Raw genomic sequence first — 20495 nt, 5'->3', positions numbered from 1 at the left:
AAAGCAGCACATTTTAACTGAAGTCGCGATGAAACGCTCCCAAAACCGTCTGATTCCCTGGGTCATCGGCGCAACAGCTCTGCTGTTCGCCGGCTGGCTGTTGCAGCAGTTGGCGGCCGCGCTGACGCCGTTCGCGGTGGCCGCGGTGCTGGCCTATGTGCTCAATCCCGCGATGCGCTATCTGGCCGGCAAAGGCCTGCCGCGGCCGCTGGCCGCCGGCTTGGTGACGCTGGCCGGCATGGCCGCCACCTTCGCCTTGCTGCTGGTGGTGGCGCCCATGCTGTTCAAGCAGACCCAGGGCCTGATCGACCGCCTGCCGGTCTTGGTGGATTTCGCCCAGGGCCGGGTGCTGCCCTGGCTGCGCGCCGAGTTCGCCATCCAGCTGGAGCTGGACGCCGCCGGCTGGAAGCGGGTGCTGGCCGCCAACGCCGGCGCCTTGAAGAGCGCGCTGTCGGCGGTGGCCCTGCGCGCCACCCAGAGCGGTTTCATGCTGGCCGGCTTGTTGTTCAATCTCTTGTTGCTGCCGGTGCTGTTGTTTTATTTCCTGCAGGACGGGCCGCGGATGGCGGCGACGCTGGCCACGCTGGTGCCGCGGCGCTGGGCGGACGAGGTGACGGCCCTGGCGCGGGAGCTGGATAGGGTGCTGGGCGAATTCCTGCGCGGCCAGCTGTCGGTGATGCTGATCATGGCGGTGATCTTCGCGTCCAGCCTGGCCTTGCTGGGCCTGGAGTCCGGCATCGCCATCGGCGTGGTGGCCGGCCTGCTGGTGTTCATTCCCTATCTGGGCACTTTTCTCGGTTTCGCGCTGGCGGGCCTGGCCGCCGCGCTGCAGTTCGATTCCGCCGGCGAGGTGCTGCTGGTGCTGGGCGTGTTCGGCGCCGGACAATTGCTGGAAAGCCTGCTGATCACGCCTTGGCTGGTGGGCGAGCGCATCGGCCTGTCGCCGGTGGCTGTGATCTTTTCCCTGCTCGCCTTCGGGCAGTTATTGGGCTTCGCCGGCCTGCTGCTGGCCTTGCCGATGGCGGCCGCCACCTTGGTGATCTGCCGCTTTCTGGCGCGCGCTTATTTCAACACACGCTTTTATCAGCGTAAAATCAGGAATAGACATCAAAACCTAGTTTGATCGCCTTCACTTGGACCAGTTAATACTTGATTTGACGCCCACCCCCTTGCCGGCCTTCGACAATTTCCTGGCCGAACGCAACCGCGAGGTGATTACCGCGCTGACGGCCGAGGCCGGCGAGCGCTTCATCTATCTGTGGGGCGAGCCCGGCTGCGGCAAGACGCATCTGTTGCAGGCCTGGATCGCCCACGCCGAGCGGCTGGGGCGCGCCTCCATCTATCTGGACGGCAAGACCGAGCATCTGCCGGACTTCGCGCGCGAAGCCAGCTTCATCGCCGTCGACCATGTCGACGACCTGGCGCCGGACGACCAGATCACTCTGTTTTCCTTCTACAACTCGCTGAAAGAGAGCGGAGAGTCGCGGCTATTGATGGCCGGACGCCAGCCGCCGATGGCCTTGGCGGTGCGCGACGATCTGCGCACCCGCCTGGGCTGGGGCCTGGTGTTCGAAGTCAAGGCGCTGTCGGACGAGGACAAGCTGGCCGCCTTGCGCAGCCACGCCGCCAGCCGCCAGCTGTCGATTCCGGACGATGTCTACCGCTACCTGCTGACCCATTGGCGGCGCGACCTGTCCAGCCTGATCGGCATGATTGACATATTGGACCGCTATTCTCTGGCCATGAGGCGGCCGATCACCGTGCCGCTGGTGAAAAACGTTTTGCAAACCGCAAGCCCGGAACCATGACCGACACTTCTGCATTGCGCAATCTGGCGCTGTTCGACCTAGACCACACCCTGATCGCCGGCGATTCCGATTTCGAATGGCCGCGCTTCCTGATCCAGCGCGGCATTCTGGAGCAGGCGCATTACGACGAGCGCAACAATTATTTCTACCGGCAATATCAGCAGGGCACGCTGGACATCCACGAATACCTGGTGTTCGCGCTGGAGCCCTTGAAGCGTTTCAGCCGCGCCGAACTGGACGCCTTGCACGCCGACTACCTGGAACAGCACATCAAGCCCATCATCACCCGCAAGGCGCGCGATTTGCTGGCCGCGCACGCGGCCCAGGGCGACGAGATCATCATCATCACCGCCACCAACCGCTTCATTACCGGGCCTATCGCCCGCGAGCTGGGCGTGGAGCATCTGATCGCCATCGAGCTGGAGGAAGACGAGCAGGGCCGCTTCACCGGCCGCGTCAGCGGCGTGCCCAGCTTTCAGCAGGGCAAGATCACCCGTTTGCAGCAGTGGCTGGACGAGCGCGGCCTGAGCATGGACAGCTACGGCCAGAGCTTTTTCTACAGCGATTCGCACAATGACCTGCCCTTGCTGAAGCTGGTGGACCATCCGGTGGCGGTGGACCCGGACGACACCCTGCGCGCCCACGCCGAGCAAGAGGGCTGGCGGGTGATTTCGCTGCGCGATTGAGGCGCGGCAATTATCCACAGCGGCGGCTGAATAACCTTGTGGATAACTGTGTGGATCGCTTGCCGGGGCTTGGCTTTTGCTGGCAAAGGTTAAAAAAGCGGCAGCCTCCAATCATGGCGCGGATCTTGATAGTCTGGGTTGAAAGCCTTGCCTGGCGCGGCTTTCGCCGGCTTGAGTTTCGAGCGGCGCCGATGAAATGGAGCCGGCATTCGAAAGCCTTTATAAAAGATGGGTTTAGACGGCTTTGTTGACAACTCTGCGTAGTTTTCGCCGCTAAGCGCCTGTTTGAGGGCGCGGCGGCGGCGGCGCGCAGCGGAGCCGGTTGCTGAACCGGCATGGATGCCGCTAAAGTTCAGCGTTTGCAATCGTTTTTCGGAGAACCTCCTCGTGTGGTCAATCATTGAAGCGGCCGGCTGGCCGATCTGGACCATCATCGCCGCCTCGGTCGTGTCGCTGGCGATTATCTTTGAACGCCTGTTCAGCCTGAGGAAGAGCAGCGTGGCGCCGGAGGGCCTGCTGGGGCAGGCTTTGCAGGAGTACCGCCGCGCCGGCGCCAGCGAGGAGCTGTTGCGCAAGCTGCAGGAGCATTCGCCGCTGGGCCGCCTGTTCTGCGCCGGCCTGCGCAATGTCGGCGGCAATCGCGAAGTGATGAAGGAAGCGATCGAGGACGAGGGCCGCGTGGTGGCGCATCAACTGGAGCGCTTGCTGACCACGCTGGGCACCATCGCCGCGATGGCGCCCTTGCTGGGCCTGCTGGGCACGGTGATCGGCATGATCGAGATCTTCGGTTCGCAGTCGCCGGCGGGCAACAACCCGCAAGCATTGGCGCACGGCATTTCCATCGCGCTGTACAACACCGCCTTCGGCCTGATCGTCGCCATTCCCAGCATGATGTTCTATCGCCATTTCCGCTCCAAGGTGGACGGTCTGCTGGTGGAGATGGAGTCGCAAGCGGTCAAGCTGGTGGAAGTGCTGCACGGCGAGCGTAAAAACGGGGGTTGAGCATGAATTTCCGCCGAGGCCGCAGCCGCGAAGAGCCCGAGATCAACTTCATTCCCCTGATCGACGTGCTGCTGGTGATCCTGATCTTCCTGATGGTCACCACCACTTATTCCAAGTTCGCCGAACTCAAGATCAATCTGCCGGCCGCCCAGGGCGAGCAGGCCAAGACCAAGTCGTCGGAAATCACCGTGGCGGTGGCCGCCAACGGCGAAATGGCGGTGGGCGAGGCCAAGCTGGCCGCCGGCGACAAGGCGGCGCTGTTGAGCAAGCTGAAGGACGACGCCGCGGGCAAGAGCGATGTAATCGTCATCGTCAACGCCGACGCCAAAGCCACCCACCAATCGGTGGTGACGGTGATGGAGGCGGCGCGCGAGGCCGGTCTGAACCAGCTGACCTTCGCCACCCGTTCGCAATAGCCGCATGCATTGGATAGAACGGCAATGGTATCGGCCGCGCTGGTGGCTGACGGCCCTTCTGGCTCCGCTGGAAGGGCTGTTTGCCCTGTCGGCGGCGGCCAGGCGGCTGGCTTACCGCCGCGGCTGGCTGCGCGCGGAGCGCCTGGCCGCGCCGGTGGCGGTGATCGGCAACATCAATGTGGGCGGCGTCGGCAAGACGCCGCTGACCCTGGCCCTGTTGCGCGATTTGCAACAAGGCGGCGTCAAGGCGGGGGTGATCAGCCGCGGTTACGGCGGCAGCCACCGCCAGCCCACGCTGGTGCGGCCGGACAGCTCGCCGGAGGAAGTGGGCGACGAGCCGCTCTTGCTGGCCGCCGCCGGCGCGCCGGTGGTGGTGGGGCGCGACCGGGTCGCCGCCGGCCGTCATCTGCTGGCGCTGCATCCCGATTTGGAATTGATACTGACCGACGACGGTCTGCAGCATTACCGCTTAAGCCGCGATCTGGAGATCGTGGTGCTGGACGGCGCGCGCGGCGGCGGCAACGGGCGGCTGCTGCCGGCCGGTCCGCTGCGCGAGCCGTGGTCTAGGCTGCGCTCCGTCGGCGCGGTGGTGATCAATGGCGGGGACGCCGCCGGCCTGGCCTTGCCGGCCGGGCCGCGGCGTTTTGCCATGCGTTTGCGTCCGGCCGCGTTGCAGCGGCTGGACCGGCCCGAGGAGACGCGGGCGGCGGCGGATTTCGCCGGGCTGAGGCTGGCGGCGATGGCCGGCATCGGCCACCCGCAGCGCTTCTTCGACACGCTGGCCGGCCTGGGCCTGCGGCCTGAGCTTTGCCTGGCCTGGCCCGACCATCATCAATTCGCCGCGGCGGACCTGCCGGCCGACATGGACGCGGTGATCGTTACCAGCAAGGACGCGGTCAAGCTGCGGCGGGTGATTCATGATGCAGCGCAGCGTGCTAGACTATGGGTTTTGCCGGTTCAGGCGGAGTTGGAGCCTGATCTGAGCGCTTGGATTCTGGATCGACTGAAGATAAAACATGGATGCTAAATTCCTGGATATTCTGGTGTGCCCGCTGTGCAAGGGCCCGCTGGTTTTCGACAAGGCCAAGCAGGAACTGGTCTGCAAGGGCGACCGACTGGCTTACCCGATCAAGGACGGCATCCCGATGATGCTGGAAGCCGAAGCCCGCGAGCTGGCGCCGGAAGAAGAAATAAAATGAGCCGCGGCTTTTGCGTGGTGATCCCGGCGCGTCTGGCGTCCAGCCGCTTGCCGGGCAAGCCGCTGGCCGATCTCGCCGGCAAGCCCATGGTGGCGCGGGTCGCCGAGCAGGCGGCCAAGAGCGGCGCGACGCGGGTGATCGTGGCCACCGACCACGCCGATGTGCTGGACGCTTGTCGCGCTCACGGCGTCGAGGCGTTGATGACGCGCGCCGACCACGCCAGCGGCACGGACCGGCTGGCCGAAGTGGCGCAGGCCTTGAACCTGGCCGACGATGAGATCGTGGTCAATGTCCAGGGCGACGAGCCGCTGATCGATCCGGCGCTGATCGATCAGCTGGCGGCGCTCCTGGCCGCCGGCGACGCGCCGGTGGCGACGCTGGCGCATCCGTTTCACGCCGCCGCCGACATGTTCAATCCCAATGTGGTCAAGACGGTGCTGGACCACGCCGGCCGCGCATTGTATTTCAGCCGCGCGCCGATTCCCTATGCCCGCGACGCCTTCGCACAGGATGCGAGCGCGCTGCCCGCGGACCTACCGGTGCTGCGGCATATCGGCATGTACGCCTATCAGGCGGGTTTTCTGAAGACCTATAACCGTTTGGAACCGGCGCCGCTGGAGCGTTTCGAAGCGCTGGAGCAGTTGCGGGTGTTGTGGCACGGCTTCGCCATCAAGGTGGCGGTGGTCGAGTCCGCGCCGCCGGCCGGCGTGGACACGCCGGAGGACCTGGAGCGGGTGCGCCGCTTGCTGGGCGCCGGACGGAACTCATAAGCCGGGCCGCGTCGGCGCGGCCCGGATTTCGATATCAAATCATCTTATTCAAATTGACGGAGCGATCTTCATGCGACTGATCCTGTTGGGGGCGCCTGGCGCCGGCAAAGGCACCCAGGCCAATTTCATCAAGGAAAAATTCGGCATCCCGCAAATCTCCACCGGCGACATGCTGCGCGCCGCGGTCAAGGCCGGCACGCCGCTGGGCCTGGAAGCCAAGGCGATCATGGACGCCGGCGGCCTGGTGCGCGACGACATCATCATCGGCCTGGTCAAGGAGCGCATCGCCGACGCGGATTGCGCCAACGGTTTCCTGTTCGACGGCTTCCCGCGCACCATTCCGCAAGCCGAGGCGATGATCGCCGCCGGCGTGGACATCGATTACGTGGTGGAGATCGACGTGCCGGACGCGGCCATCGTCGAGCGCATGGCCGGCCGCCGCGTGCATATGGCCTCCGGCCGCACCTACCACATCAGCTTCAACCCGCCCAAAGTGGCCGGCAAGGACGATGTGACCGGCGAAGAGCTGGTCCAGCGCGACGACGACCGCGAAGAAACCGTGAAGAAGCGTTTGTCGGTTTACCACGAACAGACTGCGGTGCTGGTGGGCTTCTACGGCGAGCGCGCCGCCAGCGGCGACGCCAAGGCGCCGAAATACGTCAAGATCGACGGCACCCGCGCGGTGGAAGTGGTGCGAGACGAGGTGCTGAAGGCGCTGGGCGCCTGAGAACCTGTTCCGGGTTCTCCAAGAAGACAAGCGGGCCTTATGGCCCGCTTTTCTTTTGACGTGTAGAGAAAGGGCTGGCGCGGCGGCGGCAACAGGCGGACAATTGAACCCGGAGCCCGCGAGCGGCTCCAAAAGTTTTTGTGCGTCAAGCCGGCGCGATGCCGGCGCAAGGATAATACCTATGTATCACGGGGAACGTTTCAACGGGATTTCCCATTTGATCGGCACTTTGCTGGCCATTACCGGCCTGGTGGTGCTGGTGACCATGGCCGCGCGCGAGGGCGACCCCTGGAAGGTGGTCAGTTTCAGCCTGTACGGCGCCACGCTGGTGGCCTTGTATCTGATTTCCACGCTGTATCACAGCTTCCGCGGCCGCGCCAAGGCGGTGCTGCAGAAGTGCGACCATTCGGCGATCTATCTGCTGATCGCCGGCAGCTACACGCCGTTCGCGTTGGTGACTTTGCGCGGCGCCTGGGGCTGGAGCCTGTTCGGCGTCAGCTGGGGCCTGGCCGTGTTCGGCATCATCCAGGAACTGACCCTGGGGCGGCGCACCCGTTTGCTGTCGATGATTCTCTATGTGGTGATGGGCTGGCTGGTGCTGGTGGCCTTGCCGCCCTTGATCGAGTCCTTGCCCAGCGGCGGCCTGTTCTGGCTGGCCTTGGGCGGGATTCTGTACAGCGTCGGCATCTATTGGTTTCTCAACGACGAGAAAATCCGCCACGGCCACGGCATCTGGCATTTGTTCGTGCTGGGCGGCAGCGTCTGCCAGTTTGTCAGCGTCTTGTTCTACGTGGCCTGAGCCGAGGCTTGAAGTCCTCCGCGCCGCGGCGGGACGAAGAAGAAGGGCGAAACCAGCGCAAACGCTGCTTTCGCCCTGTTTTATCGCGGCGTGGACGCTGGCGCTCGCTCAGGCGTCCGGCAAGTCCTGCAGCCGGCGCTCCTTGACCAGGGTTTCCAGCGCGCGCACCACTTCGGGATCGAACTGGCTGCCGGAGCGGCCGGAAATGTATTCCATGGTGTCGTGTAGCGTCCACGGCTCCTTGTAGGGCCGTTTGTTGAGCAGGGCGTCGAATACGTCCACCACCGCGACGATGCGCGCCGACAGCGGGATTTCATGCGCTTTCTGCTTCCTGGGGTAGCCGTTGCCGTCGAAGTGCTCGTGGTGGCCGCCGGCGATTTCCGAGCCCAGGGACAGATAACTCATCCCCTCCACCATGCTGGCCGATCTGGCCAGAATCTGCGCGCCTATGGTGGCGTGCTGCTCCATGATCACCCGCTCGTCCGGGTCCAGCTTGCCCGGCTTGAACAGGATGTGGTCCGGCGTGCCCACCTTGCCGACATCGTGCAGGATGCTGGCCATGCCCACCATGTCCATGAATTCCTTGCCCATCAGTTCCGGATAAGCGCCGTTGTCCCGCATCTGCCCGGCGATGGCGTCGGTCAGCCGCTGCACGCGCAGCACGTGATTGCCGGTGTCGGTGTCGCGGAATTCCGCCAGATCCGCCAGCGCCACCACCGTGGCCTCCTGCGCGCTGCGCAGCTGGCTGTAGAGGTAGAGATTGTCGTAGGCGGCGGAAATGCGTTGGCAGAACACGTCGAGCAGGTCGCGCTCCACTTCTTCCAGCGGCCATTGCGGGGTGAAGTGGATGATGAACTCGCGGCCGTTGCGCGAGGTGATGTAGAGCACGTCGTAAGGGTGTTGGTAGATGCTGCGCTTCTCGGCGAAGGAGCGCAGGATCACCTGCTCCAGCTCGGGGAAGGGGCTCAGGTCGCCGCTTTGCCCCAGCGGTTCGTAATTGCCGGAGGCGGCCAGGATTTCCAGTTCCGGCCGGCCGTTGCTGCTGTCGTTGCGCACGCAAAGGATGCCGTCGCTGCCGATGTCCAGCAGCGCGCTGATCTGGCGCAGCACGCCGGAGGCGAACTCGCGCAGCGAATACAGCTGGTACAGGTCGGACGCGCTTTCCAGGATCTTGGACAGGCCTTGGCGGTTCTTCTCCAGCGACAGCAGGTTTTCGTAGGCGCGCAGCGAGGAGATGATGGTGGTGAACAGCTTTTGCACCGTCAGCTCGGTCTTGGTCTTGTAGTCGTTGATATCGTAGTTGAGGATGACTTCCTGCTCCGGCGCCTGCCCGGGCTGGCCGGTGCGCAGCACGATGCGCACCAGGCCGTTCTTCAGGTCCTGGCGGATCTGGTGCACCAGCTTCAGGCCGGCGTCCTCGCTCTCCATCACCACGTCCAGCATGATCAGCGCGATGTCCGGATGCTGGCGCACCACTTCGTAGGCTTCCTTGCCGGAGTGGGCGCTGAGCAGTTCCAGCGGCCGCTCTTTGTAGCGGATGTTGCGCAGCGCGATGCGGGTGGCGGTGTGCACGTCCTTCTCATCGTCGACGATCAGGATTTTCCACGGGTGGCGGCCGTCGCCGGCGGCGGAGGCTGGGGAGGACGCAGACGGAGCGTCATCATCGTCCAGCAGCCAGTCGTCTTCCTGGTTGGTGATGTCGCTCATGCTATGTTCTCCTTGCTCTGATTGACCGGGGCGGAGCAGGGCATGGTGATGGTGAAGGTGGTGCCTTTATTTACTTCGCTGTGCACCTCGATCGACCCGCCCAGGCGTTGCCGTACGATGTTGTAGACGATGTTGAGCCCAAGACCGCTGCCGCCGCTGCCGCGGCGGGTGGTGAAGAAGGGGTCGAACACGCGGCTCAGGTTTTCCGGCGGAATGCCCTTGCCGTCGTCGCTGAGCGTCAGCGTGATGTAATGCGGATTGTTGCGCCTGGCCTCGATCAGGATTTTGCCGCTGCTGCGGTTTTCAAAGCCGTGCACCAGGGAGTTGACCATCAGATTGGTGACCACCTGGGCGAAGGAGCCCGGATAGCTGTCCAGCAGGATGTCTTCCTCGCACTGCACGCTGATGGTGGTGTTGGCGTGCTTGAAGCGCGGCTTCAGGCTGGTGATCACCTCGTTCAGATAATCCTGCAACTGGAAGCTGCGCCTCGCCTCGCTGGTCTGATCCACCGCCACCTGCTTGAAGCTGTGGATCAGGTTGGCCGCGCGCTCGGCGTTGGACAGGATCAGATCGCTGCATTCCTTGGCGGTGTCCAGATAAGCCTGGAAGTCGCTTTTCTTGACGGTGCCGCCGTCCACCTTTTCTATGATGTGGCTGGTGGCGGTGCCCAGGTGGGAGGCGGTGGTCAGCGTGATGCCCACCGGGGTGTTGATCTCGTGGGCGACGCCGGCCACCAGGCTGCCCAGCGAGGCCATCTTCTCGGTTTCCACCAGGGTTTGCTGCGCTTCCATCAACTGGCGGTAAGCTTCTTCCGCGCGGTCGCGCTCGGCGCGGGCCACCGCTTCGGCCTCGGTGCGCTTGGCCAGATCGCCGGCGGTGCGCGCCACGATGCGGTTGAAGCCGTTGACGATGCCGCCGATCTCGTCGTCGGCGACGTGGGTGACTTGGGCGCCGCTGGCGTCCGGCGCGCGGATGGCGGTGTTCAAGGCCTGCTGCAGCCGCGCCAGCGGCTGGAACAGGAAGCGTTGCAGATTGAAGGACATGATCATGAAGATCATCACGTCCAGCAGCAGGATCTGGGCGGACAGTTCGATCAACTGGTCGCGCTGATGCTTGGCCAGCGCCTGGCGCGACAGATAGACGGTGGCGTTGCCCAAGTGCTCCTTGCCCTGGTAGACGATGGGAATGTTGAGCATGTCGTCGGAACGCGGCTCCTCCGACGGCGGCATGTCGCGGATGCTGCCGTCGCTGTCATGGCTGCGGCCCAGGCTGAGCCCGGATTCCCCCTTGACGCTGATGGCGATGATGGACGGCCAGCTCAGCTCGCTGTCCAGCGTCAGCCTGACGTTTTCATCGTCCAGCTGCCAGACGCTGTGCGGCAGCGACATCGCCAGGCGGGCTTTGACCGCGGCGCGTTGGGATTGGTAATCGGCCTCATTGCGTTCCTGGTTGTGCAAATAGGAAAACAGGCCCGTCGTCCCCAGAATGGCGGTGATCCAGGCCATCAACCAGAACATCAATTTGGTTTTTATGCTTTTCATTATGTTCACAGTTCCAAGTGCCCACACTGAATCCTAGGCAGTTCTGGCGCGAATACCAAATCCGGATGCGCGCGGAGCTAGCCGCCGCCGTCGGCGCTCAGCGCCGCGGCGGGCTTGGCGCGCGGGGCCAGTTTTTGCAGCGCCAGCCCGCTCAGGATCAGGCCCAGACCGACCAGGGTGGAGGGCAGGATGGCCTCTCCGATCAGGAAATGAATCAGCGCCAGCGACAGCAGCGGCGACAGGAAAATCAGGTTGGCGATGCGGGCGGTGCTCGGCGTCAGCTTCATTGCCGTCAGCCACAGAACAAAGGTGAAGCCCATCTCGAAGGCGCCGACATAGGCGGCGCCGGCCAGGCCCTGCCAGGCCACCGGGCCCAGCTGTCCGGTATAGGCGCACCAGGCCAGGCTCAGCGGCAGCGAGAAGGCGAAATTGAGCGTCAGGCCTATCACCGGCTCGCGCGCGTCGCGGGCGTTGAAAATCCAGTAGCCGGCCCACAGCAGGGTGGAGGCCAGCGCCAGCGCCACGCCCAGCGAGTCGGAAAAGCGCAGTTCCAGCACCTGGCCGCGGGTGCCGATCACCAGCACGCCCAGATAGCAGACCAGCGCGGCGGCGATGTCGCGGCGTTGCAGCTTTTGTTTGAGCAGCGGCACCGCCAGCAAGCTCATGGTCAAGGCCCAGGTGTAGTTGATGGCCTGGGCCTCCTGCGCGGGCAGCAGCGCGTAGGCCTGGAACAGAATCAGATAATACAGCGCCGGATTGACGGCGCCGAAGATCAGCGAGGCGCGCCAGTGGCGGCGCAGGGCCGGGGCGAGCTCCGGCAGCCGGCCCTGGACGGCGAGCAAGCCCAGCAGGCAGAAGAGAGAGGCGGCGCTGGCGTAGAGCACCAGCTGGGCCGGGCTGAGGTGGGCGAGACTGATCTTGAAGGCGCTGGCCACCGTGGACCAGGCCAGGACGGCGGCGAGTCCGTAGGCGTAAGCTTTAGATTGTGACTGCAAGGTAATCCCCAGGGTGACGGATGAGGGGCCGCGGGACGGCCATGCCGCCGGCCCGCGCGCCGATGACCCATTCTAATGCAAATGGATTTCCCCGGGGGCTTGCGGGGTTTTGGATCTAGGTGGCCTGTTCCTGCGCGCGTTCCTGGATCAGGCGGTTCAGCATCAGGCTGGCGCGCCAGGCGGTGTCGGAGGCGGACAGACCGATGGGGCCGCCGGTTTCCATTTCGAAATCGTCGCCGGCCAGGCCATGGATGTGCACGGCCAGGCTGGCGGCTTCGAACGGCTCCATGCGCTGGGCCAGCAGCGCGGCGATGATGCCGGTCAGGACGTCGCCCTGGCCGGCCACCGCCAGCGCCGGGCCGCCGCTGGTGTTCAGATGGTAGAAGCCGTCCGGGCCGACGATCAGGCTGCCGGCGCCCTTGAGCACCACCACGCAGTTGAAGTGGTTGGCCAGCCGGCGCGCGGCCATCAGCCTGTCCTTTTGCACCGTCTCGGTGCTTTGTCCCAGCAGGCGCGCGGCTTCCGCCGGATGCGGGGTCAGCACGGTGCCGGCCTGGCGCTTGGCGATCAGGGCGGCGGCGGCGTGGTCGTTGGCCAGCAGGTTCAGCGCGTCGGCGTCCAATACCAGCGCCTGCGGCAGCTGGATGACTTGGTCCAGCAGGCGGCCGGCCCGTTCTTGCTGGCCCAGGCCGGGGCCGACGGCCAGCACGTCGGCGTCGGGCAGGCCGGCCGCTTCGTCCAGCGCGGAAATCATCAGCTCCGGCACCACCGGATCCACCGGCAGCCGGTCGTCCAGCGGGCAGACATGGACTTTGCCGGCGCCGCAGGCCAAGGCGCTGCGCCCGGCCAGCAGCGCCGCGCCCAGCATGCCCGGCGCGCCGCCTATCACGCAGACGGTGCCGAACAGGCCCTTGTGGCTGTTGCGCGGCCGCAGCAGCGCGCGGACGTCCGGCTGGTTGATGCTGCCGTCCGCCGCGGGGATCAATCTGGGCGGGCAGTCCAGCAGTTCCAGTTCCACATTGCCGGCCAGATCGGCGCCGGAGGCGCTGAACAGACCGGGCTTCTGGCACAAAAAGGTCAGGGTGTGGCTGGCCTGGATCGCGGTGTTGGCCGGCACGCCGGTATAGGCGTCCAGGCCGCTGGGGCAGTCCAGCGCCAGGATGGGGCTGCCCAGCTGGTTGATGCGGTCGATCAGCGTGGTCCATTCCAGGTCGAAGTCCCGGCTCAGGCCCACGCCGAACAGGCCGTCTATGACCAGTTGCGGCGCGCGGTAGTCGCGCGGCAGATCGAACATTACATGGCCCTGGGCCTGCTCCAGCTCATGCAGGGCTTCCGAGGTGGCGGGGCTAGTGGGCTGGGTGGGCACCAGCACGTCGACGCGGAAACGACGGCGCATCAGTTCCAGCGCCGCGTACAGCGCGTCGCCGCCGTTATTGCCGGGGCCGGCGCAAATCAACAGCCGGGACGCGCTGGGCAGGTGGTGGCTGACCCAGTCCGCGGTGGCCATCGCCGCGCGCTGCATCAGGTTGTAGCCGGCGTCGGTGGCTTGGCGCTCCAGTTGGCGCAAGGCGTCCAGGCTGAGAATGCTTTGGTCTTGTGTCGGCATCCCAAGATTCCTCTTTGACCGGGCCGCAAGCGGCGCGGCGGCTGGCTAGGGGGCCGCGGGGCGGTCCGGGGCGGGCTCGCCCCAGCGCGGCGTCAATTGATTGTCGATGCGGAGCTGATCCAGAATTCGCGCCACCACGAAGTCGATCATATCGTCCACGGTCTTGGGATGAGTATAGAACCCCGGAGACGGCGGCAGGATGACAACGCCGAGACGAGCCAGCTTGAGCATGTTTTCCAGATGGATGGCGGAGAACGGCGCCTCGCGCGGCACCAGAACCAGCTTGCGCTGTTCCTTGATGCTGACGTCGGCGGCGCGTTCGATCAGATTGTCGCTGCTGCCCTGGGCGATGGCGGCCAGCGTGCCCATCGAGCACGGGCAGACCACCATGGCGTCGGCCGGGTTGGAGCCTGAGGCCACCGGCGCGAACCACTCTTCGCGGCCGAAGACCGCCAGCTGGCCGTCGCGCGCGCCGCTGCGTTGCATCAGCCATTGCCGGGCTTCGGCCGGGCGCGAGGGCAGGGTCAGGTCCATTTCCTGTTTGGCCACCACTTGCGCGGCCTGCGAATACAGCACCCAGACGCGAACGCCGGCGGCGATCAGGCAATCGATCAGCCGCAGGCCGTAGGGCAGTCCGGAGGCGCCGGTCAGGGCGACGGTGACGGTTTGGATCGGGCGCATGAATGTCTCCTGTAGGCGGGCGGCCCGAATGCGTTCAGTTCTGGCGGTAGAGCTGGCGATGGCGCACCAGCACCTGTTCGGCGGCGAACAGGCGGGCAAGGCGTTCCGTGATGTAGACCGAGCGGTGCTGACCGCCGGTACAGCCGACGGCGACGGTCAGATAGCTGCGGTTTTCCATGCTGAAACAGGGCAGCCATTTGCTGACCAACTGCTGGATGTCGTCCACCATCTGCTGCACTTCCGGCGTTTGCTGGAAGAAGTCGATGATGGGCTGGTCGCGGCCGGTGAACGGGCGCAGCTGCGGGTCGTAATAGGGATTGGGCAGGCAGCGGACGTCGAAAACGAAGTCGGCGTCCCGCGGCAGGCCGTGCTTGAAGCCGAAGGATTCGAAGATCAGGGTCAGCCGGCTGCTGTCGGCGTCCACCAGCTCGCGCACCCAGCTGCGCAGCGCGTTGGCGGACAGCTCGCTGGTGTCGATGCGGGTGCCCAGCTCCATGATCTCGGCCAGCATGTCCTGTTCCAGCAGAATGCTTTCCTCCACCGTGACGTCGGCGCCGGACAGCGGGTGGCGGCGGCGGGTTTCGGAGAAGCGCTTGACCAGGGTGGCGGGCGTGGCTTCCAGGAACAGCAGGCGCACGTCCACATGTTGGGCCCGCAGTTTTTCCATTTCCGCCGGCAAGGCGCCCAGCGACGGGCCGGAGCGGGTGTCCACGCTGATGGCGATCTGTTCGTAGCCGTAGTCGGCGTACAGCGACATCGCCTCGTGCAGCATGGTGGCCGGCAGATTGTCCACGCAGTAGAAGCCGGCGTCTTCCAGCGCGCGCAGCGCCACCGACTTGCCGGAACCGGACAGGCCGCTAATCAATATCAGGCGCATTTTCCTGGTCTCTGAGGAAGTTGGTGTGGCGTTCGATGAATTCGCGGGTGCTGTCGATGCCGCGCAGCTGCAGGATGTAGTTGCGCACCGCGGCCTCCACCAGCACCGCCAGGTTGCGGCCGGCGGCCACCGGCAGCACCACTTTGCGGATGGTGACGCCGATGATGTCCTGGGTTTCCGACTGAATGTTGAGGCGGTCCAGCGCCTGCATCGCCTGGTCGTTGGCCTTGACCAGATGGATGATCAGCCGCAGCACCTTCTTCGGCCGCACGGCGGTTTCGCCGAAGATGGTGCGGATGTTGAGGATGCCCAGGCCGCGCACTTCCAGGAAGTCGCGCAGCAAGGGCGGGCAGCGGCCTTCCAGCGTGTCGGGGCCGATGCGGTACAGCTCCACCGCGTCGTCGGCCACCATGCCGTGGCCGCGGGAAATCAGTTCCAGCGCCAGCTCGCTCTTGCCCATCGCCGAATCGCCCATGATCAGCACGCCGATCTCGAACACGTCGAGGAAGACGCCGTGCAGCACGGTGGACACCGCCAGCGCCCGCGCCAGATAGATGCGCAGCACATCCATCAGGTAGGGGCTTTCCAGCTTGGTGGTCATCAGCGGGACGTTGTGGGTGTGGCAGTAGTCGCGCAGCAGCTTGGGCACCGGCTGGTCGTTGGCCACCATCACCACCGACATGCTCTTGTGGAACAGTTGGTCCAGCGCGGTCTTGGCGGCGGACTGCTCCAGCCGGTTCAGGTAGTCCACCTCGGCGAGGCCCAGCACCTGGACCCGGTTGGGGTGGATGAAATTGAGGTGGCCGACCAGCGCCTGCGTGGGGCGCTGTTCGTCGTTGCCTATCATATTGTCGGCGCCGCCGGTGCCTGCGACCCAGGTCAGGTTGAGCTTCTGCTGGTTTTCCTGGTACAGCCGGCGGACGCTGATGCTAGGCATTGGGCACCCAATTATTGAGCAGCTGATAGAGCTCGTCGCGCAGGGGGATGCCCAGCATCTGCTCGCGCATCTGGCGGCTGGAGAACAGCTGCGCCAGTTCGGACAGCACTTGCAGGTGCAGGTCCGTGGCCTGTTCCGGCACCAGCAGCACGAACAGGCACTGCACCGGCTTGCCGTCGGGCGCGTCGAAGGGAATCGGGGTCTTCAGACGGATGAATACGCCCATCGCGTCCTTGAGGCCGCGCGCGCGGCCGTGCGGAATCGCCACTCCCTGGCCAAGGCCGGTGGAGCCGAGCTTTTCGCGGGCGAACAGGCAATCGAAGATTTCGCTGCGCGCGATGCCCCGGGTATTTTCAACCAAGAGGCCGACTTGCTCGAACACGCGCTTCTTGCTGGCGACGTCCAGATCCAGCAGGACGTGTTCGGGTGTCAGGATTTTGCCGATGAGGTTCATATTGGATTATGCATGCGGCTGAGAAAAACCCGGCAATTCTACGTTGCCTTGATAGTACTGAAAACGGGCAAGTGCAAAGAAAAGCGGGAACCCGCAGGCCCCCGCCTTCCAATTCAAGGGATTACAGGCTGGCTTCAGGCGCCGGAGCACGGTGTTCAGACTGCTTTTCCTTGTGTTTCAGCACTTGACGGTCCAGCTTGTCGATCAGCAGATCGATGGCGGCGTACATATCGGATTCGGTGGCTTCCACGTGGATGTCCTTGCCGGACAGATGCACGTTGACTTCGGCCTTTTGCACCAGTTTATCAACAGACAGAGTAACGGAAATGTCGATCACATGGTCGACATGTCGAGTAACGCGCTCCATTTTGGTTTCAACGTATTCGCGCAGGGCGGGAGTTACTTCCAGATGCAGTCCAGTTACTTTGAGGTTCATACCCTAGCTCCTTCTGGTGTTGACAGTCCGGTCGGGTCGGCCGGATCGCTGTATTCCGCCGCCTGGGTCACAGCGTCTTGCGCTGGTTGACCGGCGGTATCTGCATGGCTTCACGATACTTGGCTATCGTGCGTCTGGCAACTTGTATTCCCTGTTTGGCCAGCGCTTCGACCAGGGCGCTGTCGGACAGCGGTTTGCTCGGCGATTCGGCGTCTATCAGGCTGCGGATGTGGGCCTTGATCGCGGTGGCGGAGCACTCGCCGCCGCTGTCGGTTTCCAGCGCGCTGCCGAAGAAATACTTGAGCTCGAACAGGCCGCGCGGGCAGAGCAGGTATTTCTGGGTGGTGACCCGGGACACCGTGGATTCATGCAGGCCCAGCTCGTCCGCGATGTCGCGCAGAATCAGCGGGCGCATGGCCACTTCGCCGTGTTCAAAGAACGATTGCTGCCGTTCAACGATAGCTTCCGCCACTTTCAGGATAGTGTCAAATCGCTGCTGGATGTTCTTCACCAGCCATTTGGCCTCCTGCAGCCGCGAGGACATTTCGCCGTTGCCGCCGCGGTTTTCCGCCAGCAGCCGCGCGTACATCTGGTTGACGCGCAAGCGAGGCACGGCGCCGCCGTTGAGGGCGGCCACCCAGCGTCCCTTGCGTTTTCTGACCGAGACGTCGGGGATCACGTACTGGGTGTCGCTGGCGCCGAAACCGGCGGTGGGGCGGGGGTTGAGGCGGGCGATCAGCGCCTGGGCGGCGCGCAGCGCGGCGTCGTCCACGCCCAGCTGTTTTTTCAGCCGGGTGTAGTCGCGGTTGCCCAGCAAGGCCAGGTGGTCGCGAACGATGGCCAGCGCCAGGCCGCGCTGCGGCTCGTCCGGGTCCAGCCGCTGCAATTGCAGCGCCAGCGCTTCCGGCAGCGAACGCGCGCCGACGCCGGGCGGGTCGAACTGCTGCAGCAGGCGCAGGCCTATCATCAGCTCGTCGGCCTCGATTTCCAGTTCCAGCGGCAGGTGGCTGGCGATGTCTTCCAGCGTCTGGCCCAGATAGCCGTCGTCGTCCAGCTCTTCAATCAGCAGCTGGACGATGGCCTGATCGCGCGTAGGCAGCGCCACTTCGCCCAACTGCGCCAGCAGGTGCTCGCGCAGGCTGATAGGACAGGGCACGTTCAGCATCGGGTCCAGCTCGTCGTCGCCGTCGCCGCGGCGTCCGCCGCTGCCCCAGTCGCTCAGTTCGCCGGTCTCCGCGCCGCGTTCGCCGTCGTCGCCGGAGGCGTCGTCGCGGCTTTCCGCCGGGGCCTCCGGTTCCTGGGCGGCGGCGTCCGGCGCTTCGCCCTGCGGCGCTTCGTCGCCGCGCTCCAGCAAGGGATTGTCCAGCAAGAAGCGCTCGACTTCGGTCTGCAGGTCGAGGGTGGACATCTGCAGCAGCTTGATCGATTGCTGCAGCTGCGGCGTCAGGGTCAGCTGCTGCGATACCTTGAGCTGAAGTGTCTGTTTCATCGCTTACAGGTGGAAGTGTTCGCCAAGGTAAACTTCGCGCACCTTCTCGTTGTTGACCAGTTCTTCCGGCTCGCCGGAGGCGAGCACCGAGCCTTCGCTGATGATGTAGGCGCGGTCGCAGATGCGCAGGGTTTCGCGCACATTGTGGTCGGTGATCAGCACGCCGATGCCGCGTTCCTTCAGGAAGGAGATGATTTTCTGGATGTCGATCACAGCGATCGGATCGACGCCGGCGAAGGGTTCGTCCAGCAGGATGAAGCGCGGCCGGGTGGCCAGCACGCGGGCGATCTCCACGCGGCGGCGTTCGCCGCCGGACAGCGACAGCGCGCTGCTGTCGCGCAGGTGGCCGATATTGAGGTCGTCCAGCAGCAGGTCCAGTTCCTTGTCCAGTTCCTTGCCCTTGAGGCCGGACACTTCCAGGATGGCGGCGATGTTCTCCTCCACCGTCATGCGGCGGAAGATGGAGGCTTCCTGCGGCAGATAGCCGAGGCCCAGGCGCGCGCGCTGGTGGATGGGGTAGTGGGTGATCACCTGATCGTCCAGGCGAATCTCGCCGTCGTCGGCGCCGATCAGGCCGACGATCATGTAGAAGCTGGTGGTCTTGCCGGCGCCGTTGGGGCCGAGCAGGCCCACCACTTCGCCGCTGGCGATTTCCAGCGCCACGTCCTTGACCACGGTGCGTTTCTTGAAGCGCTTGCGCAGGCGCTCCACCTTGAGCACGCTTTGCGTCATTTGGCGGCTCCGCTGGCGGGTTTGGCCGTCGCCGGCTGGGAGGCGGTGTTCTTGGGCTGCAGGATCACGGTGACGCGGCCCTTGTTGGGGCCGGTGGCGGTGCCGCCGGTCACTTGGTAGGTTTCGTTCTGGGTGTTGTAGGTGATCACATTGCCCACTACCAGGTCGCCTTCGCGCTTGACCCGGGCGTTGCCGGTCAGCACCGCGAGGTTGGCCGCGCTGCTGTAGTCGAGGCGGCTGGACTGGCCTTCCACCCATTCGTTCTTGCCGTCCATTTTCTGGCGGAAGGTGACGATGCGGCCGGTGGCCACCAGGGTCTGGTTTCCCTGCTTGTCCTGGGTGGCGACGACTTTGTCGGCGTTGAGCCGCAAGGTGCCCTGGATGATCACCACATTGCCTTCGCAAGTGGACACGCCCTTGATCTGGTCCATGGTGCAGCCGTTGTCGCTGGTGATTTCCATCGGCTTGGTGCGGTCGGCCTGTTCGGCGTGGGCGACGGAGGCGGCGGCCAGCGCCAGGCCGGCCAGCAGGAGACGGAGCTTATTTTTCATAAATGATCTTGGTGTGAGACAGCAGGTTCAACAAACCTGTCTGTTGCTGGTAGACGAAGCCCACGGAGTTGCCGTGCGATTTGCCCTGAAAGAATACGGTGGGCGCGGCGGAGCGGGCGATTTTCTTGCCGGTGTCGACATGCATGGCGCTGGTGACGACCTTGGTCTCCGGCTTGTCCGCGGCGGCGGGCTGGATCATGGTCGCCTTCTTGTCGAAATAGGCTTGCTGGGTTTTGTTGTTGTAACGGCCGACGTCGCCGATCAACTGGTATTGCAGCGCGCCTTGCTGGTACTGGTAGAGCTCGGGGTTTTCGAAGAAGGCGTCGTCCTTGCCCGGGTATTGCCACATGCGCGAGGCGATCAGCCGCTCGTAGAGCTTGCCTTGCGGGTCGAAGCGGGTGGCGATCAGGTGTTCGGCCACGTACTCGGGCTTGTCCGGGTCCAGTTCGCGGCGGTTGCTGTCCCAGCGCGAGACCTGGTCCAGCCACACGGTCAACAGGCCGGTCAGGCCCACCAGCAGCAGCGGGAACAGGCGGTGGGAGCGCAGCAGGCGGATCATGCCAGATACCTGGCCAGGATGGCGTCGAAGGAACCCTGGGCCTGCATGATCAGCTCGGCCAGCTCGCGCACCGCGCCCTTGCCGCCGGAGCAGCCGGTCACGTAGTGGGCGCGCTGGCGCACCAGAGCCGGCGCTTCCGGCACCGCGACGGCCAGGCCGACGCGGGTGATGATGGGCAGGTCGATCAGATCGTCGCCGATGAAGGCGCATTCCTCGGCCGTCAGGCCGGTGAGTTCCAGCAGTTCGCCCAAGGCCAGTTTCTTGTCGTGCACGCCGCCGTAGTAGTGGTCGATGTGCAGCGCCTGGGCGCGATGCTCGACGCAGCGGTCGGCGCGGCCGGAGATGATGGCCAGCTGGACCCCGGTGGATTGCAGCAGGCGCAGGCCCAGGCCGTCCTGCACATTGAAGGATTTGCTTTCTTCGCCGTGGGCGTTGTAGTAGATGCGGCCGTCGGTCATCACGCCGTCCACGTCCATGATCAGCAGCTTGACCTTGCGGGCCTGCTCAAAAATGCTTTGCATGC

The 20495-nt window shown here is 64.9% G+C and carries 25 protein-coding genes; 10 read left to right on the top strand and 15 right to left on the bottom strand.

Going from position 1 to position 20495, the window contains the following annotated elements; translation table 11 throughout:
* The first annotated feature begins 28 nt into the window (after positions 1-28).
* From HQN78_RS13420 to HQN78_RS13410, 3 genes are read left to right on the top strand one after another with little or no spacing between them, the layout of a single operon-like run.
* The gene (locus HQN78_RS13420; protein ID WP_107798229.1) at positions 29-1123 is read left to right on the top strand and encodes an AI-2E family transporter; all 1095 of its coding nucleotides are present in this window, start codon (positions 29-31) and stop codon (positions 1121-1123) included.
* A 10-nt stretch (positions 1124-1133) separates the two neighbouring features.
* Positions 1134-1808: a DnaA regulatory inactivator Hda gene (gene hda / locus HQN78_RS13415; protein ID WP_043591991.1), complete on the top strand. Its 675-nt coding sequence runs from the start codon at positions 1134-1136 to the stop codon at positions 1806-1808.
* Entirely contained in the window at positions 1805-2494 is a 690-nt protein-coding gene (locus tag HQN78_RS13410) for an HAD family phosphatase (protein WP_107798230.1), read from the top strand. Before hda ends, HQN78_RS13410 begins: the two co-directional genes overlap by 4 nt.
* An 89-nt stretch (positions 2495-2583) precedes the next feature.
* On the opposite strand, the gene HQN78_RS13405 is transcribed toward HQN78_RS13410, so the two are convergent.
* Positions 2584-2859: a hypothetical protein gene (locus tag HQN78_RS13405; protein WP_227107052.1), complete on the bottom strand. Its 276-nt coding sequence runs from the start codon at positions 2857-2859 to the stop codon at positions 2584-2586.
* Between the two features lie 22 nt (positions 2860-2881).
* Between HQN78_RS13405 and HQN78_RS13400 the strand changes: the two genes are divergently transcribed.
* From HQN78_RS13400 to HQN78_RS13370, 7 genes are all read left to right on the top strand, one after another.
* Complete coding sequence (locus HQN78_RS13400) at positions 2882-3496, top strand: MotA/TolQ/ExbB proton channel family protein (RefSeq protein WP_107798231.1); 615 nt, start codon at positions 2882-2884, stop codon at positions 3494-3496.
* Between the two features lie 2 nt (positions 3497-3498).
* Positions 3499-3912 carry a biopolymer transporter ExbD gene (locus HQN78_RS13395; RefSeq protein WP_107798232.1) on the top strand — a complete coding sequence of 138 codons (414 nt, stop codon included), beginning with the start codon at positions 3499-3501 and terminating at the stop codon, positions 3910-3912.
* Positions 3913-3916: 4 nt separating this feature from the next.
* Positions 3917-4939, top strand: coding sequence for a tetraacyldisaccharide 4'-kinase (lpxK, locus tag HQN78_RS13390; protein WP_235084274.1), 1023 nt, complete (start codon positions 3917-3919; stop codon positions 4937-4939).
* Entirely contained in the window at positions 4929-5111 is a 183-nt protein-coding gene (locus HQN78_RS13385; protein ID WP_048408720.1) for a Trm112 family protein, read from the top strand. The genes lpxK and HQN78_RS13385 overlap by 11 nt, the downstream gene beginning before the upstream one ends.
* Positions 5108-5881, top strand: a complete 774-nt coding sequence (kdsB, locus tag HQN78_RS13380) for a 3-deoxy-manno-octulosonate cytidylyltransferase (RefSeq protein WP_235084268.1) — start codon at positions 5108-5110, stop codon at positions 5879-5881. Before HQN78_RS13385 ends, kdsB begins: the two co-directional genes overlap by 4 nt.
* A gap of 70 nt (positions 5882-5951) precedes the next feature.
* Positions 5952-6608 (top strand): adenylate kinase, encoded by a 657-nt coding sequence (adk, locus tag HQN78_RS13375; RefSeq protein WP_107798235.1) that lies wholly within the window; start codon positions 5952-5954, stop codon positions 6606-6608.
* A 181-nt stretch (positions 6609-6789) separates the two neighbouring features.
* Positions 6790-7407 carry a hemolysin III family protein gene (locus HQN78_RS13370; protein WP_019100472.1) on the top strand — a complete coding sequence of 206 codons (618 nt, stop codon included), beginning with the start codon at positions 6790-6792 and terminating at the stop codon, positions 7405-7407.
* Positions 7408-7515: 108 nt separating this feature from the next.
* Here HQN78_RS13370 and HQN78_RS13365 read toward each other — a convergent pair whose 3' ends face one another.
* From HQN78_RS13365 to HQN78_RS13300, 14 genes are all read right to left on the bottom strand, one after another.
* Positions 7516-9114, bottom strand: coding sequence for a DUF3369 domain-containing protein (locus HQN78_RS13365; RefSeq protein ID WP_107798236.1), 1599 nt, complete (start codon positions 9112-9114; stop codon positions 7516-7518).
* The gene (locus HQN78_RS13360) at positions 9111-10655 is read right to left on the bottom strand and encodes a sensor histidine kinase (protein WP_107798237.1); all 1545 of its coding nucleotides are present in this window, start codon (positions 10653-10655) and stop codon (positions 9111-9113) included. The genes HQN78_RS13365 and HQN78_RS13360 overlap by 4 nt, the downstream gene beginning before the upstream one ends.
* 77 nt (positions 10656-10732) lie before the next feature.
* The gene (locus HQN78_RS13355; RefSeq protein ID WP_107798238.1) at positions 10733-11650 is read right to left on the bottom strand and encodes a DMT family transporter; all 918 of its coding nucleotides are present in this window, start codon (positions 11648-11650) and stop codon (positions 10733-10735) included.
* A 115-nt stretch (positions 11651-11765) separates the two neighbouring features.
* Positions 11766-13256, bottom strand: a complete 1491-nt coding sequence (locus tag HQN78_RS13350; protein WP_107798239.1) for an NAD(P)H-hydrate dehydratase — start codon at positions 13254-13256, stop codon at positions 11766-11768.
* Between the two features lie 45 nt (positions 13257-13301).
* A complete protein-coding gene (locus HQN78_RS13345; RefSeq protein ID WP_107798240.1) occupies positions 13302-13937 on the bottom strand; it encodes a flavin prenyltransferase UbiX in 636 nt (211 codons plus the stop codon).
* Between the two features lie 34 nt (positions 13938-13971).
* A complete protein-coding gene (rapZ, locus tag HQN78_RS13340) occupies positions 13972-14814 on the bottom strand; it encodes an RNase adapter RapZ (protein WP_107798241.1) in 843 nt (280 codons plus the stop codon).
* Positions 14795-15751: an HPr(Ser) kinase/phosphatase gene (gene hprK, locus HQN78_RS13335; RefSeq protein ID WP_019104261.1), complete on the bottom strand. Its 957-nt coding sequence runs from the start codon at positions 15749-15751 to the stop codon at positions 14795-14797. The genes rapZ and hprK overlap by 20 nt, the downstream gene beginning before the upstream one ends.
* Positions 15744-16205: a PTS IIA-like nitrogen regulatory protein PtsN gene (ptsN, locus tag HQN78_RS13330; RefSeq protein WP_107798242.1), complete on the bottom strand. Its 462-nt coding sequence runs from the start codon at positions 16203-16205 to the stop codon at positions 15744-15746. The genes hprK and ptsN overlap by 8 nt, the downstream gene beginning before the upstream one ends.
* A gap of 121 nt (positions 16206-16326) precedes the next feature.
* On the bottom strand, positions 16327-16641 hold the full coding sequence (gene hpf, locus HQN78_RS13325; protein ID WP_019104259.1) for a ribosome hibernation-promoting factor, HPF/YfiA family: 315 nt from the start codon (positions 16639-16641) through the stop codon (positions 16327-16329).
* Between the two features lie 67 nt (positions 16642-16708).
* A complete protein-coding gene (locus HQN78_RS13320; RefSeq protein WP_235084266.1) occupies positions 16709-18130 on the bottom strand; it encodes an RNA polymerase factor sigma-54 in 1422 nt (473 codons plus the stop codon).
* A 3-nt stretch (positions 18131-18133) separates the two neighbouring features.
* Positions 18134-18862, bottom strand: a complete 729-nt coding sequence (gene lptB, locus HQN78_RS13315) for an LPS export ABC transporter ATP-binding protein (RefSeq protein WP_227107056.1) — start codon at positions 18860-18862, stop codon at positions 18134-18136.
* Positions 18859-19413, bottom strand: coding sequence for a lipopolysaccharide transport periplasmic protein LptA (lptA, locus tag HQN78_RS13310; protein ID WP_107798245.1), 555 nt, complete (start codon positions 19411-19413; stop codon positions 18859-18861). Before lptA ends, lptB begins: the two co-directional genes overlap by 4 nt.
* Positions 19403-19972, bottom strand: coding sequence for an LPS export ABC transporter periplasmic protein LptC (lptC, locus tag HQN78_RS13305; protein ID WP_107798246.1), 570 nt, complete (start codon positions 19970-19972; stop codon positions 19403-19405). Before lptC ends, lptA begins: the two co-directional genes overlap by 11 nt.
* On the bottom strand, positions 19969-20493 hold the full coding sequence (locus tag HQN78_RS13300) for an HAD family hydrolase (protein ID WP_107798247.1): 525 nt from the start codon (positions 20491-20493) through the stop codon (positions 19969-19971). Before HQN78_RS13300 ends, lptC begins: the two co-directional genes overlap by 4 nt.
* Between the last annotated feature and the right edge of the window lie 2 nt (positions 20494-20495).

Source organism: Chromobacterium sp. Beijing (genome assembly GCF_021496765.1).
Lineage (GTDB): Bacteria > Pseudomonadota > Gammaproteobacteria > Burkholderiales > Chromobacteriaceae > Chromobacterium.
Note: the sequence above shows the minus strand (reverse complement) of the source record. Positions and strands in the feature narration are given on the sequence as shown.

What these genes read in the sequence shown, in the direction of transcription:
- HQN78_RS13410 (WP_107798230.1), top strand. Translation starts at nt 1,805, where the DNA reads ATGACCGACACTTCTGCATTGCGCAATCTGGCGCTGTTCGACCTAGAC.
- ptsN (WP_107798242.1), bottom strand. Translation starts at nt 16,205, where the DNA reads ATGAACCTCATCGGCAAAATCCTGACACCCGAACACGTCCTGCTGGAT.
- adk (WP_107798235.1), top strand. Translation starts at nt 5,952, where the DNA reads ATGCGACTGATCCTGTTGGGGGCGCCTGGCGCCGGCAAAGGCACCCAG.
- HQN78_RS13300 (WP_107798247.1), bottom strand. Translation starts at nt 20,493, where the DNA reads ATGCAAAGCATTTTTGAGCAGGCCCGCAAGGTCAAGCTGCTGATCATG.
- rapZ (WP_107798241.1), bottom strand. Translation starts at nt 14,814, where the DNA reads ATGCGCCTGATATTGATTAGCGGCCTGTCCGGTTCCGGCAAGTCGGTG.
- lptB (WP_227107056.1), bottom strand. Translation starts at nt 18,862, where the DNA reads ATGACGCAAAGCGTGCTCAAGGTGGAGCGCCTGCGCAAGCGCTTCAAG.
- lptC (WP_107798246.1), bottom strand. Translation starts at nt 19,972, where the DNA reads ATGATCCGCCTGCTGCGCTCCCACCGCCTGTTCCCGCTGCTGCTGGTG.
- kdsB (WP_235084268.1), top strand. Translation starts at nt 5,108, where the DNA reads ATGAGCCGCGGCTTTTGCGTGGTGATCCCGGCGCGTCTGGCGTCCAGC.
- HQN78_RS13345 (WP_107798240.1), bottom strand. Translation starts at nt 13,937, where the DNA reads ATGCGCCCGATCCAAACCGTCACCGTCGCCCTGACCGGCGCCTCCGGA.
- lpxK (WP_235084274.1), top strand. Translation starts at nt 3,917, where the DNA reads ATGCATTGGATAGAACGGCAATGGTATCGGCCGCGCTGGTGGCTGACG.
- HQN78_RS13320 (WP_235084266.1), bottom strand. Translation starts at nt 18,130, where the DNA reads ATGAAACAGACACTTCAGCTCAAGGTATCGCAGCAGCTGACCCTGACG.
- lptA (WP_107798245.1), bottom strand. Translation starts at nt 19,413, where the DNA reads ATGAAAAATAAGCTCCGTCTCCTGCTGGCCGGCCTGGCGCTGGCCGCC.
- HQN78_RS13420 (WP_107798229.1), top strand. Translation starts at nt 29, where the DNA reads ATGAAACGCTCCCAAAACCGTCTGATTCCCTGGGTCATCGGCGCAACA.
- HQN78_RS13395 (WP_107798232.1), top strand. Translation starts at nt 3,499, where the DNA reads ATGAATTTCCGCCGAGGCCGCAGCCGCGAAGAGCCCGAGATCAACTTC.
- HQN78_RS13385 (WP_048408720.1), top strand. Translation starts at nt 4,929, where the DNA reads ATGGATGCTAAATTCCTGGATATTCTGGTGTGCCCGCTGTGCAAGGGC.
- hprK (WP_019104261.1), bottom strand. Translation starts at nt 15,751, where the DNA reads ATGCCTAGCATCAGCGTCCGCCGGCTGTACCAGGAAAACCAGCAGAAG.
- HQN78_RS13360 (WP_107798237.1), bottom strand. Translation starts at nt 10,655, where the DNA reads ATGAAAAGCATAAAAACCAAATTGATGTTCTGGTTGATGGCCTGGATC.
- hpf (WP_019104259.1), bottom strand. Translation starts at nt 16,641, where the DNA reads ATGAACCTCAAAGTAACTGGACTGCATCTGGAAGTAACTCCCGCCCTG.
- HQN78_RS13370 (WP_019100472.1), top strand. Translation starts at nt 6,790, where the DNA reads ATGTATCACGGGGAACGTTTCAACGGGATTTCCCATTTGATCGGCACT.
- HQN78_RS13350 (WP_107798239.1), bottom strand. Translation starts at nt 13,256, where the DNA reads ATGCCGACACAAGACCAAAGCATTCTCAGCCTGGACGCCTTGCGCCAA.
- HQN78_RS13365 (WP_107798236.1), bottom strand. Translation starts at nt 9,114, where the DNA reads ATGAGCGACATCACCAACCAGGAAGACGACTGGCTGCTGGACGATGAT.